We start from the raw sequence: 16,307 nt of genomic DNA, 5'->3' as shown, positions 1-16,307 counted from the left end.
CGCATGGGAACGGCGCGCCGCCTCATCGGCTGGGCGCGGCGGCGCGCCGAGGAAGTGCTCTCCGCGCTGCTGGTGGCGATGTTCATCGCCTTCATCCTCCAGATCGTCACGCGCTACCTGCTGAACGCGCCGCTGAGCTGGACGGCGGAATTCTCGACCCTCGCCTGGGTGTGGGGCATCCTCTGGGGTGCGGGGCTGGTGCTGCGCGACGATGAGGAGATCCGCTTCGACATCCTCTACGGCACCATGCCGGGCGGCCTGCGCCGCATCTGCGACGCGATCACCGGCAGCGCCGTGGTGATGATCTTCACCTGGTCGCTGCCCGCGATGTTCGACTACGTCACCTTCATGAAGGTGGAGCGCAGCGCCTATCTCGGCATCCGCTTCGACATCCTCTACTCGGTCTATCTGATCTTCGCCGTCGCCACGATCATCCGCCATGCGGCCATCGCCTGGCGCGCGGTGACGGGGCGCGGCATCGCCAGGGGTGCCGCGTGAACCTGCACGATCCGTTCAACCTGGCGATGATCGCGCTGGTCGGCTTGTCCCTGATGGGACTGCCGATCGGGCTTTCCATGATCTGCGCCAGCATCATCTATCTCGGCCTGTCCGGGCAGGACATGTCGATCGCGGCGGAGCAGGTGCTGAACGGGCTGAATGGCAGTTACGTGCTGCTGGCGGTGCCGCTGTTCATCTTCTCCGCCGGGTTGATGAACGCCGGCAGCCTGACGGATCGGCTGCTGCGCTTCTGCAACCTGCTGGTCGGCCGCCTGCGCGGCGGGCTCGGGCACGTCAACGTCGTGCAGAGCGTGATCTTCGCCGGCATGTCCGGATCCGCGATCGCCGATGCCGCGGGCAGCGGCAAGGTGCAGATCGACATGATGACGAAGAACGGCGCCTATCCGGCGAGCTACGCCGCCGCCCTCACCGCGGTGACCGCCGTGATCGGCCCGATCATCCCGCCCTCCATCCCGATGGTGCTCTACGCGCTCGTCGCGGATGCCTCGATCGGCTACCTGTTCCTCGGCGGCGTGGTGCCCGGCCTGCTGATGGCGTTGGCACAGATGGGCATCAACAGCTGGATGGCGCATCGCCACGATTTTCCGATCTCCGAGCGCGTGCCGCTGCGCGAGTTCCCGCGCCTGACCCTGGAAGCCATCCCGGCGCTGCTGATGCCGGTGATCCTGCTGGGCGGCATCTATGGCGGCGTGATGACCCCGACGGAGGCCGCAGCCGTCGCCGCCGCTTATGCCTACGTGATCGCGGCGCTGTTCTACCGCAGCCTCACTCTGCGCCAGACCTACGCCGCGGTGGTGGAAAGTGCGCGCTCCACCGCCGCGATCGGCATGCTGATCGCCGGCGCGCTGGCATTCAACTACGTCATCACCAGCGAGAACGTGCCGAACACGGTGCGCGGCATCCTGGCGGGCTGGGAGATGTCGCGGGGGGAATTCCTGCTAGTGGTGAACGTGATCCTGCTGGTGCTGGGTTGCCTGCTGGAAGGCAGCACCATCCTGCTGGTGGTGGTTCCGGTGCTGGTGCCCACCGCGCAGGCGCTTGGCATCGACATGGTGCATTTCGGCGTGGTGGTCGTCGTCAACATCATGATCGGGCTCGTCACCCCGCCCTACGGGCTGCTGCTGTTCATCGTGGCGAAGCTGTCGGATACGCCGCTCTCCGCCGTGGTGCGGGACTCGGCGCCATTCATCGCGGCGATGATCGGCGCGCTGGCCCTGATCACCTATGTCCCCGAACTGGTGCTCTGGCTGCCGCGGCTGCTGGGCTACCAGGGCTGAGGGCGGCGGGCCCTCCCCGTCATGGCAACAACAGGGAGGCCAGCGTGCCTCGCACCATCCACGTCCTGAACGGCCCGAACCTGAACCGGCTCGGCAAGCGCGAGCCGGAGATCTACGGCCGCACCACGCTCGCGGAGGTCGAGGCGATGTGCCGCGCCGAGGCGGGCGACGACGCCGTCGTCTTCCGACAGACGAACCACGAGGGCCAACTCGTGGAGTGGATCCACGACGCGATCGACGACGAGGGCGCCGGCATCGTGATCAATCCCGCGGGATTGACCTTCCGCTCGATCCCGGTGCTCGACGCGCTGAAGATGTTCAACGGGCCGATCATCGAGCTGCACATCTCCAACATCCACCGGCGGGAGGCGATCTACCACCAGTCCCTGGTGTCCACGGTCGCAACTGCGGTCATCGCCGGCCTCGGCGCCCGAGGCTACGCGACGGCGATGCGGTCGATGCGCGAACTGATCGACGCCGGCGCATAAGGTCGATCGCTCGCTGCCGATGACGGGGCCGCCTGGGCGAGCGCACTCCGGCGCAGACCGCTCCGCGCCTCGGGGACGGCGATATCCTCGGCGATGGTGCCATGCAGGGCGCGGCCCCTCGCCTTGGTGCCTTCGGCCGCGCTGGGTCTTCCCGACATGTCCGTTGTGCACTCCGCGACGCGGTTGATCGCGGCCGCGGGATAGCCGGGCCCATATTCACGATCTGATTTTGTGCTTCATCTCACCGGACGCCATGGGCGGCGATGGCAATCCGCCGGGAGCCCGCCCTGGGCAGGAACGACGAATTATTTTGCAAGCATTACATGGGTTACGAGCGATATCTTGCCTCCCGAGACACCTCTGGAGCAGCAGAGTCTTTCTCGCAGGAAGCACGTGATTCTTCGGCACTTTGATTGACAAACAGCGCTTGTGAATGGTGCAATATCGTCACTCAAGACGGGAGGCCGACGCCTCCGGAGACCAGAGACGATGCCGTTCGCCACGCGACAGGATGCGCCACGCCGCCACGACCGCCTCGGGCCGTGTCGCCGCTGTCCGCCCTGGCGAATGCGCGGCGGCCGCTGAGCAGCCGCGAACCGTCCCCGAAGATCCGGTCCCAATTCCTGGCGCCAGGCGCGCCGGCGGAGTTCCGCCATGATCCATGCACGTCCCATCACCGAGAACGGCCAGATGATCGGCGTCGCCACGACGGCCGATCGCGGCTGGCTCTTCACCGCCATCGACCCGCGCGTCGAGGATCTGCACGGCACATGCTTCGGCACGCCGGCGGAAGCGGAGCGCGTGGCGCTGCTGGTGCTTGCGCGCGGCCGCGGCGCCGCCAGGGGGCTGGCATGATCGGCCTCGCGCTGCGCGCGATCGGGACCGGCGCCGCGGTGCTGGCGCTCCTCTCCCTCGCCGGCCTGCTGCAGGGGAGGACACCGTGACCAGCCTGCTCCTCGCGCCCGTCCTCGAGCCCGGCGCCATCGCCTGGCTGACCGCCGTCGCCGCCGCCTTCGGCGGTGTCATCCTGCATGTCGCCTTCCCGCCGACGAATCCGGCGGTCGCCGAGGCACTGCTGCTCGCGGCAGTGCATCCATGAGCGCGGCACGAGGCGCCGGAATGGGCGGTCGCGCCGCTCCATCCGGGCTTCGGCGCCAAGATCCACGATGCCGCGCTCGGGCAGGACACGCCCGTTGCGACGCTCGCCACGCCCGGGGATCTCGTGCGCGCGCACGGCCTCGTGGTGCTGCGTGGACAGACCACCGCGCCGGCCGTGGTGGCGCGGCGGCTCGACGGCCTGAGAGCCATGCGCTCGCGCATGCGCGCCACGCCGAACAGCCGCAGATCGTGATCGAGGGCAACGCCATGGGTTCCGAAGGGCTCGGCGATGCCGGCCTGGCTCGGAATGCGGACCTGGCCTGGCGCGCCGCGCCGTCGCGGCTGTCCCTGCTGGTCTGGGACAATGCGCTGTCGCTGCATCGCGTCGTGGCAGCGGCGCCAGGCGAAGTGATCCGGCTGCATCGCAATGCCGTCCGCGGCGAGAGGCCCGCCGGGCCGATCTCCGTGGCGCAGCCCCGGATCGTGGCCGGGTAAGTCTCCGCGCGCCGCCCGCGGAGCGGCCCGCCATCCGGCAGGCCGTGATCAGGCGGCTGTCCGTGACCGGACGTTTCCTCCCGAAACTTCGGCCGGGATCCCGCGGGGTCCCGGCCGCCTTTTCGTCAGAGTCCGGCGAAGAGGCGCGTCGAGAGATAGCGCTCCGCGAAGGACGGGGCGATGGCGACCACCAGGCGCCCTTCCATCGCCCTGTCCCGCGCCACCGAGATCGCGGCGGCGAGTGCGGCGCCGGAGGAGATGCCGACCGGCAGGCCTTCCTCCCGCGCGCAGCGCCGCGCGGTCTCCAGCGCCTCGTCCTCGGAGACGCGCAGGATGCCGTCGAGCCGATCGAGTTCGAGCACCGTCGGCTTGAACCCCGCGCCGATGCCCTGGATGTCGTGCGGGCCCGGCTCGTCGCCCGACAGCACGGCGCTCTCGGCCGGTTCCACGCCGATGATGCGCAGGCCCTTCCGCCGCGGCTTCAGCACGCGGGCGATGCCGGTGAGCGTCCCGCCCGTGCCGATGCCGCCGACGACGGCATCCACCTCTCCGCCCGTGTCGGCCCAGATCTCCTCGGCCGTGGTCGCGGCGTGGATGGCGGGGTTGGCGGGGTTGTCGAACTGCCGCGGCATCCAGGCGCCGGGCGTGGCGGCGAGGATCGCCTCGGCGCGCGCGATGGCGCCGGCCATGCCGCGGCGGGCGGGCGTGAGTTCCAGTTCCGCGCCCATCAGCCGCATCATGCGGCGGCGCTCGATGCTGGCGCCGTCGGGCATCACCACGATCAGCCGGTAGCCCTTCGCAGCGGCGACGACGGCAAGGGCGATGCCGGTGTTGCCCGAGGTCGGCTCGACCAGCACGGAGCGGCCCGGCGAGATCAGCCCCTCGCGCTCGGCGGCCTCGACCATGGCGAGACCGATGCGGTCCTTCACCGAGCCGAGCGGATTGAAGAATTCGAGCTTGAGCGCGACCCGCGCCGCAAGGCCCTCCGTCGCGGCGATGCGCGGCAGCAGGACGAGAGGCGTGCCGCCCACCGTCTCCAGGATGCTGCCGAAGAGCCGGCCGCGCGGCGGCGCAAACGGGGTGGCCGCAGCTTCGGCCTTCCGGGGCCTGGTGCGGCGGCGCGGGGTGTTTCCTTCGGGCATGGTGCGCGGCATACCACGTCCGGCCGAGGTGGTTCAGCCTGCATGGCCGGGTCCGGATGCCGGCGGGGAACTCGGTGGGCATGTGGAAGTGGCCGCGCTTCGGCCCGCATCCTCGGACGCTCGCGGGAAATCGCCGTCTCTCGCGGCTACGCGTGCCTGGAGGGCCCGGACTGCGGGCGCGCCCGAGCCGCGTGGTGGCCCCTGCTTCCTGCCGCGACTGGCGGACCGGATATGGCCTCCGTCGCAACGCAATGATCATTCAGCCCACGCTGGAGGATGCCGTGCGGCACCTGACCCGTTCTTGGCGCAGCCCTCACCATTGCAGGCTGCGGCGGCATCCGGTCCGGCGCCGCTGGCGGCCGGGGCCGGCAGGGGTTGCCGCGCGCCGGAGGGACACGGCATCCCGGCAGCCGCGGCGATCGCAGGGCGGCGGGCCTCGTATTCCACTATGATTGGCTGTAGAGACAGGCCCAAATCCGCCCGAGGAAGCCGCCCGCCATGCTGCTGCGTCGCGACCGCGCCCTGACCGCCATCGCCATCGTCCTCGACGTCGCCTTCCATGCCGGCCGGTCGGGCGAGTTGGTCGTGGGGGCCGAGATCGCGGAGCGCCTCGGCGCCGCGCGGCGCGGCGTCGAGCCGGTGTTCCAGGCACTTTCGCGCGCTGGGCTGCTGGAAAGCGTGCGCGGTCCGCGCGGCGGCTACCGCCTCGGCCGACGCCCGCGGGAACTGCGCCTCTCGGAGATCGCCGCCTGCGTGCAGGAGGACGCCGAGCCGCCGCAGGACCTGACGGGGCGGCTGCAGACCGCGGTGCTCCATCCGCTGTGGCGGGACCTTGATGCCGAGATGCGGACGCGACTTGCCGCCATCACCATCGAGGACCTGTTGCGCCGCGCGCAGGCGGCCGGGCTCAAGCGAGCCGTGACGGAGCCGCTGAACTTCGCCATCTGACCGCCGGCAGGCCGGCGCGGCTGCCTGCGGCCCGCCGAACAACGCGGTCGCGGCATGGGCGCGGGTGCCTCGCCCGTCAGCCCCGGATGCTTCGCGCCTGGCGCCCAGCCGCACCGGCCGGGCTCTCCGCCGGCAGCGTCGCGGCGGCGAGCACCTGGCGACGCCGGCGCGTGGCGGTCATCGCTTCTTCCTGCCTGCCATGCATTCGCCGTCTGCGCGGCGTGTCAGTCGATGCTGAGGTTGAGCCTCGTCACCATGCGCTGTTCGTACGCCGCACGCTCGCGCGCGAAGGCGGTGTAGTCCGCCGGCCCGAGGTATTCGTCGGGCATGTCGTTGCGCTGCATGTAGGCCTGGATCGGATCGCTGTACTGCATCTTCTTGAAGGCCTGGTGCAGGAACTCCGTGGCCTCCGGGTCCATCCCCTTCGGCCCCGCGATGCCGTAGGGCGACGTCACGACCATCCCGTAGCCGAGGTCCTGCAGCGTCGGCACGTCGGGGAAGGCGCGCAGCCGGTTGCGCGTCCAGACGGCGAGCAGCCTGAGCTGGCCGGCCTCGACGTTCGGCATCCAGGCATTGGAATTGGCGATGACGTCGAGCTGGCGCGCCAGCATGGCGGTGATGTTCTCGCTCGTGCCCCGGTAGGGCACGTGGATCATCTGCACGCCTTCCTTCTCGCAAAGCTCCTCCTGCGCCAGGTGGTTCGAGGTGGCGATGCCCGAGGTGCCGTAGCTGAGTTCCCCCGGCCGCCGCCGCGCCTCGGCCCACATGTCGGCCAGCGTGTTCCAGCCCGAGGCCGGATGCACCACATGCCCGAAGACGAAGCCCGTCTGCTGCATGACGTAGGTGAAGTCGTTCACCGGGTCCCAGGTCGGCCGCCGCGTCAGGAAGGGATGGCGGATCACCGAGAGGTGGTGGTGCGCGATGGTGTAGCCATCCGGCCGCGTCTGCGTGACGAGTTGGATCGCGGCGAGCGTGCCGCGCGCGCCGGGCCGGTTCTCGATGATCAGCGGCTGGCCGAACTCGCGCTGGAACATCTCGGCCTGGAGCCGCATGAAGCCGTCCAGCGCGCCGCCGGGCGCCCAGGGAATGAGGAAGCGCACCGGCCGATTGGGGAAGCGCCCCTGGCCGAGCGAAGGCCGCGCGAGGGCGACGGACGCCCCCGCGAGAAGAAGTGTCCGTCGCAGCGTCATCATCCCTGCCTCCTCAGCCGTCCAGCGTCAGGCCGAGCCGCCGGACCATCGCCTTCTCGTATTCGACCCGTTCGGCGATGAAGGCGCGGTAGGACCGCGTGTCCTGGTAGACCAGCGGCATGTCGAAGCGGGAGCGGACCTCGGTGTTCTCCGGCGACATCAGCGCGTCCTTCATCACGTCGTGCAGGATGCGGACCACGCCCTCGTCCATCCCCTTCGGGCCGCTGACGCCGTAGGGCGAGGTCACGACGAGGTCGTAGCCGAGCTCCTTCAGCGTCGGCACGTTGGCGAAGCGCTGGACGCGCTCGGCCGTCCAGACCGAGAGGGCGCGCATCTGCCCGCTCTCGACGAAGGGCGCCCAGGTGCTGCTGTCGCAGACCATGTCCACCTGACCGCCGATCACCGCGGTCACCGCCTCGTTCGACCCGCGATAGGGAACGTGGGTGAGCTGGATGTTCTCCTTTTCCTGGATCGTTTCCATCGCCAGGTGGTTGGTCGTGCCAATGCCGGAGGTGGTGTAGTTCAGCTTGCCCGGATTGGCGCGCGCATAGGCGATCATCTCCTGCCAGGTCTGGAACCGGCTGTCGGACTTGACGGCGCAGCCGAACAGCCAGCCGGTCATGCCGATGATGTGGGTGAAGTCGGCGATCGGGTCCCATTGCGGGGTCCGCATCATCCAGGGCCGGCGCAGCACGGACAGGTGCATCTGCGTCAGCGTGTAGCCGTCCGGCCGGGCCTGCTGGGCGACCGTCATGGGCCCGAGCGTCCCGCCGGCGCCGGGCCGGTTCTGGATCACCACCGGCTGGCCGAGGGTGCGGCTCGCGATGTCCCCGATGGACCGCAGCTGGACATCCGCCGAGCCCCCTGCCGGCCAGGGCACGACGATCTGGATCGGCCGGTCCGGGAACCGCCCCTGCGCGCGGGCAAGGCCCGGCGCCGCCAGGCTGGCCGCCCCCGCCGCCAGCAACTGCCGGCGCGTGGGCGCGATGCGGGTGAACTCCCGGTCGGACATGCGATACTTCCTCTCCTCGGGCGGCGCGTCTGCCGGCGCCTGCCTGCCCGTCAGGATAAGCGCTTGACGCGGCGCGGCCCAAGGGGTTCTCCGCGCATTGATCCGGCGCGCGGGGGCAGGCACCCTCCGCGCGCCTTTCCGAAGCCGCGAGCCCAGGACGACCGACCCATGCCCGAATCCTTCGACGTCATCGTGATCGGCGCCGGCCCCGGCGGCTATGTCTGCGCCATCCGCGCGGCGCAGCTCGGCATGAAGGTCGCCTGCGTCGAGAAGCGGGAGACGCTCGGCGGGACCTGCCTCAACATCGGCTGCATCCCGTCCAAGGCGCTGCTGCACTCCTCCGAGGTCTATGAGGAGACGGCCCACCACCTCGCCGACCACGGCATCGGCGTCGGCCAGGTGACGCTGGACCTCGCGAAGATGCAGGCCCGCAAGGCCGAGGTCGTCGGCGCCAACGTCAAGGGCGTGGAGTTCCTGTTCAAGAAGAACAAGGTCACCTGGCTGAAGGGCGAGGGCCGCATCGCCGCCCCCGGCGTGGTGAACGTCGCCGGCACCGACTACGCGGCGAAGCACATCGTCATCGCCACCGGCAGCGATTCCACCCCGCTGAAGGGCGTCGAGGTGGACGAGAAGCGCATCGTCACCTCCACCGGCGCGCTGGAACTCGAATCCGTGCCGAAGCATCTGGTGGTCATCGGCGGCGGCGTGATCGGCCTCGAACTCGGTTCCGTCTGGCGCCGCCTGGGCGCCGAGGTGACGGTGATCGAGTTCCTCGACGGCATCCTGCCCGGCATGGATGGCGAAGTCCGCAAGCAGTTCGAGCGCATCCTGACCAAGCAGGGCATGAAGTTCCGCCTGAAGTCGAAGGTCACCAGCGCGGCGACGGACGACACGGGCGTGACGCTGAAGGTGGAGCCCGCCGCCGGCGGCGCCGCGGAGGAGATCCGCGCCGACGTCGTGCTGCTGTCCATCGGTCGCCGCCCCTATGTGGCGGGCCTCGGCCTCGATGCCGTGGGCGTGGCGCTGGACGAGCGCGGCCGCGTGAAGACCGACGCCCATTTCGCCACCAGCGTCCCCGGCATCTACGCCATCGGCGACGCGATCGCCGGCGCGATGCTCGCCCACAAGGCGGAGGACGAGGGCTACGCGCTCGCCGAGATGCTCGCCGGCCAGAAGCCGCACATCAACTACGATGCCATTCCGGGCGTGGTCTATACGTGGCCGGAGGTCGCCTCGGTCGGCGCGACCGAGGAAACGCTGAAGGCCGCGGGCACGGCCTACAAGGTCGGCAAGTTCCCCTTCATGGCCAACGGCCGCGCGCGCGCGATGGGCGCGACGGACGGCTTCGTGAAGGTCCTGGCGGACAAGGCGACGGACAAGGTGCTCGGCGCGCACATCATCGGCCCGGATGCAGGGACACTGATCGCCGAGATCGCCATCGCGATCGAGTTCGGCGCCTCGGCCGAGGACATCGCACGCGTCAGCCACGCGCATCCCTCGCTCAACGAGGCGGTGAAGGAAGCGGCGATGGCGGCCTGGGACAAGCCGCTGCACATCTGACGACCGCCGCCGGGCGCAGTCGCCACACCTGCCTGCGCCGCGGCAAACCCGCCCCGGCACGCGTCCGCCGAGCGGGAAGAAGACAAGCACCTGATGCACAGGGGCGCGGTTGCACCGCGCCCCGTCGCGGCCCATTTGAAGCGCCATGGTCATCCTGCGCCCCTCCCTCTCCCGCAAGGTGACGGGCTGGACACTGCTGGCGCTTGGCGTGCTCGGCATGGTGCTGCCGCTCCTGCAGGGGTTCCTTTTCCTTGCCCTCGGCGTCTTCGTCCTGCGCGACCAGCACATCTGGGCCGCCCGCCGCTGGGGCTGGGTGCGGCGCCGCTGGCCCCACCAGGTGGCGCGGGTGGAGGGGGCCGAGGCGGCCCTGCGTCGCCGCCTGGCGGCTGCGGCGGACCGGGTGCGGCGGCTCTTCCGCCGCCACTGACACCCCTGGCCGCCGGCGCACGGCGCGCGTAAGCACCGAACCATGCATCGTCTCTGGCTCTTTCTCGGCGCGATCGCCGGGCTCATCGTCGTCGGCCTCTCGGCCTGGGCCGCCCACGGCACCCCCGCGGGCTTCGATGGCGTTCAGCGCCGCGCGGTGGACAACGCGCTGATGATCCAGGGGTGGCACGCCCTCGCACTGATCGCCGCGGGGCTGATGGCCGAGAGTGGCCGCCGGCTGGCGCATCTCGCCGGCGCGGCCTTCTCGCTCGGCACCGTCATGTTCTGCGCCGCGGTGTGGTGGAGCGCACTTGGCAACCCCTCGCTCGGGGGCGCAGCACCCATCGGCGGCATGTTGCTGATGGCTGGCTGGGCGCTGCTGGCGCTGGCGGCGCTGAAGCGGTGATCCGCAGCGCCTACCTGGCGGCCGAAGGCTTCGAGCGCGACCTCGAGGAAGACCTCCGTCGCGCCGGCGCCCGTCTCGGGGCCTGGCACGGGCGGCTGGCGCTGTCCCCCGACACCCCCGTTCCCGCCCCTTGGGCGCTGGATGTCTGGACCGATCCCCGCGAGATCCCGGCCCCGTCCGTCAAGGCCGGCGCCGACGCGCTGCGCGCCATCCAGCGCAACTGGTCGCATTACCCGTTGCTGCACCACCGCCGCTCGGCCCTGATCGCCGACCGCCTGCCACCGGTGAAGGCCCGCCCGCTGGTCTTCCCCGAACCCGCGCCGGGTGCGCATCTGGGCGCCTGGACGCTGCTCGCGCCGGAGCGGATGCTTGCCAGCCCCACCAAGGCCAGCCCCTTCGTGAACGGCGAGGTCCGCTTCGCCGAGGACCGCGAGGGCCCGCCCTCCCGCGCCTACCTGAAACTCTGGGAAGCCCTGACCCGGATCGGCCGCCATCCGCAGCCGGGCGAGACCTGCCTCGACCTCGGCGCCTCCCCCGGCGGATGGACCTGGGCGCTGGCGCGGCTCGGCGCGCGCGTCACGGCGGTGGACAAGGCGCCGCTCGACCCGGCCATCGCAGCCATGCCCGGCGTTTCCTGCCGGCAGGAGAGCGCCTTTGGACTCGATCCCCGGCAGGAAGTGCCGGTGGATTGGCTGTTCTCGGACATCATCTGCTACCCGGCCCGGCTGCTGGCACTCGTGCAGCGGTGGCGGGAAGCCGGGGCAGCACGGAACTTCGTCTGCACGCTGAAATTCCAGGGCGAGACGGACCACGACACGGCGGCAGCCTTCGCGGCGATACCGGGAGCCCAGGTTTTCCATGGGTTCCACAACAAGCACGAGCTGACCTTCGCGCTTCTGGCGTGAGGCGGGGGGAGAAGGGAACTTCTCCCCCCGCACCCCCCTCAACCTTCTTTGGCTTCTGGGAACTGACCGCCGGGGCCGGCGCCAAAAAACCAAAGAAGGGAGGGGGTTCGGGGGAGGTTCACCCTCCCCCGACCTTCTCTGGCACGCCCCGTGCAATGCCCTGTCCGCCCCAGGACGGGGCCGCTCGGCAGAAGGACGGGCGTTCCACCATCAAGGAGTTCGCAGCCATGCAGATCACCCCGGAGAGGTCACTCACCGCCCCCCAGGCGATCCGGGCGTTCCGCATGCAGAGCCAGCAGGACGCGGCTCGGCTTCAGGCTGCCGGCGGCGGACAGGAGTTCGCCGCCACGCTGCAAACAGTGCAGCAGCGTCCCGCCAACATGGCGGGACCGGGTACACCCACGGGCAATACGCTCGCCGCCCTGCTCCAGCGGCTGGATACCGACCAGGACGGACGGATCACGCCGCTGGAGTTGCGGGCCGCCACGGACCGGCAGCGCCCGCCGGAGACTGCCTCCTCGCCGCCGCCCCGTTGACGGAACATTTCCCCGAGCGCCGATCTGGCCTACCTCATGCGGCATGGACGTCATGCCGCCCTTGCGGAGTCACCCCTCGCGCCGGGAAGGCGCCATCGCGATCGCGCGCCGCGTCATGCGCGCGGCGGCGTCGGACCGGATCTCGCTGACCGCGGCGGGCTGCGCTTTCTACGCCATGCTGGCGCTCTTCCCCGGCATCTTCCTGCTGGTGCTGGTCTATGGCCTGGTCTTCGACAAGGCGACGGTCGAACCTCAGCTCGAGGTGCTGCGCGAACTGGTGCCGGAGGAAACCTTCGACCTCATTGCCGCGCGGCTGCACGACCTGGTCACCGCGCCCCGGCCGCGGCTGGAATGGGGCGCCATCGTCTCGGGTGGCGTCGCGATCTGGTCGGCCTCGGCCGGCACGCGAGCGATGATCGGCGCGCTGAACATGGCGCATGACGTCACCGAACAGCGCGGCTTCTTCCACTACCACCTGCTCGCCATCGGCATCACGCTGTCGATCACGCTGGCGGCGACGCTGGCGATCGCGTCCCTCGTGGCGCTGCCGGGGGTGGCGGCGCTGTTCGGCCTGCCTTCCCCGCATGCCTGGGCGCTGCGGGGCATGTCCATGAGCACCCTGCTGGGCCTGGTCTTCGTCGGCCTGGTCGTGGTCTACCGGCTGGGACCGTCGGGGCGGCATCCCGGGCTGGCCTGGACGCTGCCGGGGGCGGTGGTGGCGACGCTGCTCTGGGCGGTGGCCTCGGCGGCCTTCACGCTCTACGTGTCGAACTATGCGACCTACGACCTGATGTACGGGCCGCTCGGCGCGACCGTCGGCCTGCTGATGTGGTTCTGGGTCAGCGTCTATGTCGTGCTGCTCGGCGCCGAGTTGAATGTCGCGCTGATGACGGTCGCCGGCTCGACGAAGGGCTGAGCGCCGGGCAGGATCGCGGGCGGAGGAACCGCCCATGACCACGCCGATCATCCGGGAGGTGCGCGTGCGCGCGGTGGACGCGCCGCTCGACCCGCCGCTGCGCAACAGCCTGAACGTGATACCGCGCGCGCCGCTGGTGATCGTGGACGTGCGGACGGAGGACGGCGCCGCCGGCACCGCCTATGTCTTCCCCTATACGGCGGCCGCGCTCGGCCCGACGGCGGCGCTGGCGCGCAGCCTCGGCGCCGGCCTCGTCGGCCGCGCGCTGGCGCCGGCGGCGATCTGGCGGGACCTGCACGATGCCGGCCGCATCCTCGGCACCGAGGGGCTGGTGCAGATCGCGCTCTCGGCGCTCGACATGGCGATGTGGGATGCTCTGGCGGTGCGGGCCGGACTGCCGCTGTGCGCGTTGCTCGGCGCCGAACCGCGGCCGGTGCCGATCTATGCCTCCCTGCGCGGCTGGGGCGCGGCGATGCTGGCGGAGGAAGCCGGGCGCGCCGTCGCGACGCTCGGTGCGCGCGCGGTGAAGTTCAAGCTCGGGCAGAAGCGGCTGGAGGACGACCTCGACACCGTGCGGGCCGTGCGCGCGGCCGTGGGCGACGCGGTCGAGATCCTGGTGGACTACAACCAGGCCCTGACCCTGCCCGAGGCCGAGCGCCGTGGCCGTGCATTGCAGGACCTCGACGTGCGATGGCTCGAGGAACCGCTGCCGGTGCAGGATGATGCGGGGCTGGCGGAACTCGCGCGGCGGCTGACCATTCCGGTCCAGGGCGGCGAGAACTGGTGGGGCCCGGCCGCGATGCACAAGGCGCTGATGGCGGGCGCCGTGGACCTCTGCATGCCGGATGCGATGAAGATCGGCGGCGTCACCGGCTGGCAGCGCGCGGCGGCGATGGCGGCGGCGCATCGCGTGCCGATGTCCTCCCACATCTTCGTGGAAGCCAGCGTCCACCTGATGAACGCGACGCCGACCGCGCACCTGCTGGAACACCTCGACGTCGCCGCGCCCCTGCTGGCCGAACCGCTGGTGGTGAAGGACGGCATGGCCCTGGTGCCGGAGCGGCCGGGCATGGGCATCGTGTGGGACGAGGCGGCGCTCGCGAAGCACGCCGCGGATGTGTGAGGAGAACGGAATGCGCGCAACCTTCGTCGACGCCAATGCCTCCCTCGCCGAGGTCATGCGGCGGCTGCATCGCCCCGGCGACCTGCCCGTCGCGATCCACGAAGACCCCGACATCGCCGCCGAGGCCCTGCCCGCCCTGCTGAAGGGCGTACAGATCGCGATCGACGACCACACGCATTTCCCCGTCGATCTCGTGAAGCGCTGCCCGGACCTGAAGCACATCGTCTTCCTGGGCACCGGCGCGCGGTCCTACATGGACCCCGAGGCGCTGGACGCCGAATGCGGCGTCAAGGTCCACATCATCAAGGGCTACGGCGACACGGCGGTGGCCGAGATGGCCTTCTCCCTGATGTGGGCGGCCGCGCGCGGCATCGGGCTGATGCACCACGCCATCGTCGGCGGCGGCTGGCCGCGCACGGACGGGGTGCAGCTCACGGGCAAGACCGTCGGCATCATCGGCTTCGGCGGCATCGGGGCGGAGATGGCGCGGCTCTGCGCCGGTGCTGGGATGAAGGTCCTGGCCTGGAACCGGACGCCGAAATCCCACCCCGGCGTCACCTTCACCGACATCGACACGCTGCTGTCGGAAAGCCACGTCGTCAGCCTGCACCTCCTGCTGAACGACGAGACGCGCGGCTTCCTCGGCGCGGAGCGCCTGGCGAAGATGCGGCCCGGCGCGCTCTTCGTGAACACCGCGCGCGGCGCGGTCGTGGACGAGGCCGCGCTGACCGAGGCGCTGAAGTCCGGTCGCATCGGCGCGGCCGGGCTCGATGTCTTCGTCGAGGAACCGCTGCCCGCGGGCCATCCGCTCGCGTCGCTGCCGAACGTGGTGCTGACCTCGCATTCCGCCTTCCGCACGCCGGAGGCGACGGACAACCTGATCGAGGCCTCGCTCGAGCATTGCCGGCGCATCCTGCGCGAAGGGGCGTAGCCCCCTCGGCTACCGCCCCTACTTGAGAGGGGGCTGCAGGGAGGATACTTCCCCTCCACGGCCGCGCCGGTAGGGTTGGCGTGGCAGCCCCCCGTGCAGCCGACCGACGTGTGCCCGCCTGGCGGAATGGTAGACGCAGCGGACTTAAAATCCGCAATCCGCAAGGATGTGCCGGTTCGAGTCCGGCGGCGGGCACCAACCGCCCCACGCCATCCGGCGGCGCCGATGTCCCGGCCGCCGCGTCGCCACGCAGGAGCGCCCCATGGAGTCTCAGCGTCATGCGAACGGCGTCCGTACCCGGCTCGCGCACGAACTGAAGGCCTTTGCCGGCCTGTCCCTCTATCTCTATGTCTGCCTCGGCGCGATCCTGCTCTACCGGGCGGCGGTCGCGGGGGAGCACCGGTATGGCGCGCTCCCCTACGGTACGGCGGCGATCAAGGCGCTGGTCCTGGCGAAGTTCGTCCTGATCGGGGAAGCCGCGCGGCTCGGCGAGCGGCTGCAGTCGCGACGCCTGGCAGTGGCGGTGCTGCAACGCTCAGTGCTCTTCCTCCTCCTGCTCGTCGCCCTGACCGCGGTGGAGGACGTTGTCGCCGGCCAGTTGCACGGCCGCTCGGCGGGACAGGCCCTGGCCGAAACCCTCGCCGGCCGCCAGTGGGAGATCGCGGCCTCCTGCCTGCTGCTCTGGCTGGTGCTGCTGCCCTACATCGCCATGCAGCACCTGCGCGCGGCTATGGGCGCCGATGCGTGGCGCCGGATCGTCTTCGGCCGGGGCGAGGCAAGCGACAGTGCCGGCAGGCGACCCGGCTGACACGGGCCGGCATCGTCGCCGCGCGCCCACGACAAGGCCACGGCGCGCCTGGATGGCCGGATCAGAACCGGAAGTTCAGGCTGATCCCCGGCGCCGGCGCGTAATACACGGGCGGCGGCGGCGCGTAGTACACCGGGGGAGGCGGCGCGTAATACGCGCGCGGCGGCGGCGCGTAGTACACGCGCGGCGGCGGCGGCGCGTAATAGACCGGCGGCGGCCCCCACCCGTAATAGCCGTAACCATAGCCGTTGCGCCGCCAGCGGCCACGCCCGCCCTCCCCGACCGGCACCAGTTCGGGCTGCGCCGCGTCGGGCACCGCGAGGAAGGCACTCGCCCCGGCGCGCGCCAGCGTCGCGCCCCGGCCGCCGTCGCCGCCTTCGCCAAGGGCCGCCGCCAAGGGGCCAGGCATTGCCGGCATCGCCGCGGCAACGGGCGTTCCAAGCGCAACATGGGCCACGCCGAGCAGCACCGCACTGATCGCCACGGGTCGCATCCAGGCCGTTCTCCTCAAGCCAGGTCCCGGAAAC

20 protein-coding genes and 1 tRNA gene are annotated in these 16,307 nt (G+C 70.9%); 17 read left to right on the top strand and 4 right to left on the bottom strand.

The genetic code is table 11. The features are described 5' to 3' along the window. Positions 1-3 precede the first annotated feature (3 nt). The 6 genes from GXW76_RS09425 to GXW76_RS09400 all read left to right on the top strand — a co-directional run bounded on the left by GXW76_RS09425 (position 4) and on the right by GXW76_RS09400 (position 3,877). Entirely contained in the window at positions 4-498 is a 495-nt protein-coding gene (locus GXW76_RS09425) for a TRAP transporter small permease (RefSeq protein WP_211861759.1), read from the top strand. Beyond that, the gene (locus GXW76_RS09420) at positions 495-1,796 is read left to right on the top strand and encodes a TRAP transporter large permease (protein WP_211861758.1); all 1,302 of its coding nucleotides are present in this window, start codon (positions 495-497) and stop codon (positions 1,794-1,796) included. The genes GXW76_RS09425 and GXW76_RS09420 overlap by 4 nt, the downstream gene beginning before the upstream one ends. 44 nt (positions 1,797-1,840) lie before the next feature. Then, a complete protein-coding gene (locus tag GXW76_RS09415; RefSeq protein WP_211861757.1) occupies positions 1,841-2,284 on the top strand; it encodes a type II 3-dehydroquinate dehydratase in 444 nt (147 codons plus the stop codon). 654 nt (positions 2,285-2,938) lie between these two features. Further along, the gene (locus tag GXW76_RS09410) at positions 2,939-3,139 is read left to right on the top strand and encodes a hypothetical protein (protein WP_211861756.1); all 201 of its coding nucleotides are present in this window, start codon (positions 2,939-2,941) and stop codon (positions 3,137-3,139) included. Positions 3,140-3,224: 85 nt separating this feature from the next. Next, the gene (locus GXW76_RS09405; protein WP_211861755.1) at positions 3,225-3,383 is read left to right on the top strand and encodes a hypothetical protein; all 159 of its coding nucleotides are present in this window, start codon (positions 3,225-3,227) and stop codon (positions 3,381-3,383) included. 248 nt (positions 3,384-3,631) lie between these two features. Continuing rightward, positions 3,632-3,877, top strand: a complete 246-nt coding sequence (locus GXW76_RS09400) for a hypothetical protein (RefSeq protein ID WP_211861754.1) — start codon at positions 3,632-3,634, stop codon at positions 3,875-3,877. Between the two features lie 125 nt (positions 3,878-4,002). Here GXW76_RS09400 and cysK read toward each other — a convergent pair whose 3' ends face one another. Continuing rightward, a complete protein-coding gene (gene cysK, locus GXW76_RS09395; protein ID WP_211861753.1) occupies positions 4,003-5,019 on the bottom strand; it encodes a cysteine synthase A in 1,017 nt (338 codons plus the stop codon). Positions 5,020-5,517: 498 nt separating this feature from the next. Here cysK and GXW76_RS09390 point away from each other — a divergent pair, with 498 nt between their 5' ends. After that, complete coding sequence (locus tag GXW76_RS09390) at positions 5,518-5,967, top strand: RrF2 family transcriptional regulator (RefSeq protein WP_211861752.1); 450 nt, start codon at positions 5,518-5,520, stop codon at positions 5,965-5,967. Positions 5,968-6,191: 224 nt separating this feature from the next. On the opposite strand, the gene GXW76_RS09385 is transcribed toward GXW76_RS09390, so the two are convergent. Next, positions 6,192-7,160 (bottom strand): Bug family tripartite tricarboxylate transporter substrate binding protein, encoded by a 969-nt coding sequence (locus tag GXW76_RS09385; RefSeq protein ID WP_211861751.1) that lies wholly within the window; start codon positions 7,158-7,160, stop codon positions 6,192-6,194. Between the two features lie 10 nt (positions 7,161-7,170). Continuing rightward, positions 7,171-8,169, bottom strand: a complete 999-nt coding sequence (locus tag GXW76_RS09380) for a tripartite tricarboxylate transporter substrate binding protein (protein WP_211861750.1) — start codon at positions 8,167-8,169, stop codon at positions 7,171-7,173. Between the two features lie 168 nt (positions 8,170-8,337). Between GXW76_RS09380 and lpdA the strand changes: the two genes are divergently transcribed. The 10 genes from lpdA (at position 8,338) to GXW76_RS09330 (ending at position 15,780) form a co-directional block, all read left to right on the top strand. Then, the gene (gene lpdA / locus GXW76_RS09375) at positions 8,338-9,729 is read left to right on the top strand and encodes a dihydrolipoyl dehydrogenase (protein ID WP_211861749.1); all 1,392 of its coding nucleotides are present in this window, start codon (positions 8,338-8,340) and stop codon (positions 9,727-9,729) included. Positions 9,730-9,874: 145 nt separating this feature from the next. Continuing rightward, positions 9,875-10,156, top strand: coding sequence for a PGPGW domain-containing protein (locus GXW76_RS09370; protein ID WP_211861748.1), 282 nt, complete (start codon positions 9,875-9,877; stop codon positions 10,154-10,156). A gap of 42 nt (positions 10,157-10,198) precedes the next feature. Next, positions 10,199-10,561, top strand: coding sequence for a DUF423 domain-containing protein (locus tag GXW76_RS09365; RefSeq protein ID WP_211861747.1), 363 nt, complete (start codon positions 10,199-10,201; stop codon positions 10,559-10,561). Continuing rightward, complete coding sequence (locus tag GXW76_RS09360) at positions 10,558-11,466, top strand: SAM-dependent methyltransferase (protein ID WP_211861746.1); 909 nt, start codon at positions 10,558-10,560, stop codon at positions 11,464-11,466. Before GXW76_RS09365 ends, GXW76_RS09360 begins: the two co-directional genes overlap by 4 nt. Before the next feature lie 227 nt (positions 11,467-11,693). Further along, complete coding sequence (locus GXW76_RS09355; RefSeq protein ID WP_211861745.1) at positions 11,694-12,002, top strand: EF-hand domain-containing protein; 309 nt, start codon at positions 11,694-11,696, stop codon at positions 12,000-12,002. Positions 12,003-12,054: 52 nt separating this feature from the next. Continuing rightward, on the top strand, positions 12,055-12,918 hold the full coding sequence (locus GXW76_RS09350; protein WP_211861744.1) for a YihY/virulence factor BrkB family protein: 864 nt from the start codon (positions 12,055-12,057) through the stop codon (positions 12,916-12,918). Between the two features lie 34 nt (positions 12,919-12,952). Then, positions 12,953-14,041: an enolase C-terminal domain-like protein gene (locus GXW76_RS09345; protein WP_211861743.1), complete on the top strand. Its 1,089-nt coding sequence runs from the start codon at positions 12,953-12,955 to the stop codon at positions 14,039-14,041. A gap of 10 nt (positions 14,042-14,051) precedes the next feature. Next, positions 14,052-14,972: an NAD(P)-dependent oxidoreductase gene (locus GXW76_RS09340; RefSeq protein WP_246514057.1), complete on the top strand. Its 921-nt coding sequence runs from the start codon at positions 14,052-14,054 to the stop codon at positions 14,970-14,972. A 112-nt stretch (positions 14,973-15,084) separates the two neighbouring features. Then, positions 15,085-15,170: transfer RNA gene (locus tag GXW76_RS09335), tRNA-Leu, on the top strand. 64 nt (positions 15,171-15,234) lie between these two features. Then, the gene (locus GXW76_RS09330) at positions 15,235-15,780 is read left to right on the top strand and encodes a hypothetical protein (RefSeq protein ID WP_211861741.1); all 546 of its coding nucleotides are present in this window, start codon (positions 15,235-15,237) and stop codon (positions 15,778-15,780) included. Positions 15,781-15,841: 61 nt separating this feature from the next. Here the strand turns inward: GXW76_RS09330 and GXW76_RS09325 are convergent, their stop codons facing one another. Next, complete coding sequence (locus tag GXW76_RS09325; RefSeq protein ID WP_211861740.1) at positions 15,842-16,264, bottom strand: hypothetical protein; 423 nt, start codon at positions 16,262-16,264, stop codon at positions 15,842-15,844. Positions 16,265-16,307: the final 43 nt, after the last annotated feature.

Origin of the sequence: Neoroseomonas soli, from assembly GCF_018129065.1 — a bacterium.
Taxonomy (GTDB): Bacteria; Pseudomonadota; Alphaproteobacteria; order Acetobacterales; family Acetobacteraceae; genus Neoroseomonas; species Neoroseomonas soli.
The sequence above is the reverse complement of the archived record's forward strand: the minus strand, read 5'-3'. Positions and strand labels throughout refer to the sequence as shown.

Excerpts from the sequence above, each read along its gene's own strand:
- GXW76_RS09425 (WP_211861759.1), top strand. The coding sequence starts at position 4 with ATGGGAACGGCGCGCCGCCTCATCGGCTGGGCGCGGCGGCGCGCCGAG.
- GXW76_RS09410 (WP_211861756.1), top strand. The coding sequence starts at position 2,939 with ATGATCCATGCACGTCCCATCACCGAGAACGGCCAGATGATCGGCGTC.
- cysK (WP_211861753.1), bottom strand. The coding sequence starts at position 5,019 with ATGCCCGAAGGAAACACCCCGCGCCGCCGCACCAGGCCCCGGAAGGCC.
- GXW76_RS09390 (WP_211861752.1), top strand. The coding sequence starts at position 5,518 with ATGCTGCTGCGTCGCGACCGCGCCCTGACCGCCATCGCCATCGTCCTC.
- GXW76_RS09385 (WP_211861751.1), bottom strand. The coding sequence starts at position 7,160 with ATGATGACGCTGCGACGGACACTTCTTCTCGCGGGGGCGTCCGTCGCC.
- GXW76_RS09380 (WP_211861750.1), bottom strand. The coding sequence starts at position 8,169 with ATGTCCGACCGGGAGTTCACCCGCATCGCGCCCACGCGCCGGCAGTTG.
- lpdA (WP_211861749.1), top strand. The coding sequence starts at position 8,338 with ATGCCCGAATCCTTCGACGTCATCGTGATCGGCGCCGGCCCCGGCGGC.
- GXW76_RS09370 (WP_211861748.1), top strand. The coding sequence starts at position 9,875 with ATGGTCATCCTGCGCCCCTCCCTCTCCCGCAAGGTGACGGGCTGGACA.
- GXW76_RS09365 (WP_211861747.1), top strand. The coding sequence starts at position 10,199 with ATGCATCGTCTCTGGCTCTTTCTCGGCGCGATCGCCGGGCTCATCGTC.
- GXW76_RS09355 (WP_211861745.1), top strand. The coding sequence starts at position 11,694 with ATGCAGATCACCCCGGAGAGGTCACTCACCGCCCCCCAGGCGATCCGG.
- GXW76_RS09350 (WP_211861744.1), top strand. The coding sequence starts at position 12,055 with ATGCCGCCCTTGCGGAGTCACCCCTCGCGCCGGGAAGGCGCCATCGCG.
- GXW76_RS09345 (WP_211861743.1), top strand. The coding sequence starts at position 12,953 with ATGACCACGCCGATCATCCGGGAGGTGCGCGTGCGCGCGGTGGACGCG.
- GXW76_RS09340 (WP_246514057.1), top strand. The coding sequence starts at position 14,052 with ATGCGCGCAACCTTCGTCGACGCCAATGCCTCCCTCGCCGAGGTCATG.
- GXW76_RS09330 (WP_211861741.1), top strand. The coding sequence starts at position 15,235 with ATGGAGTCTCAGCGTCATGCGAACGGCGTCCGTACCCGGCTCGCGCAC.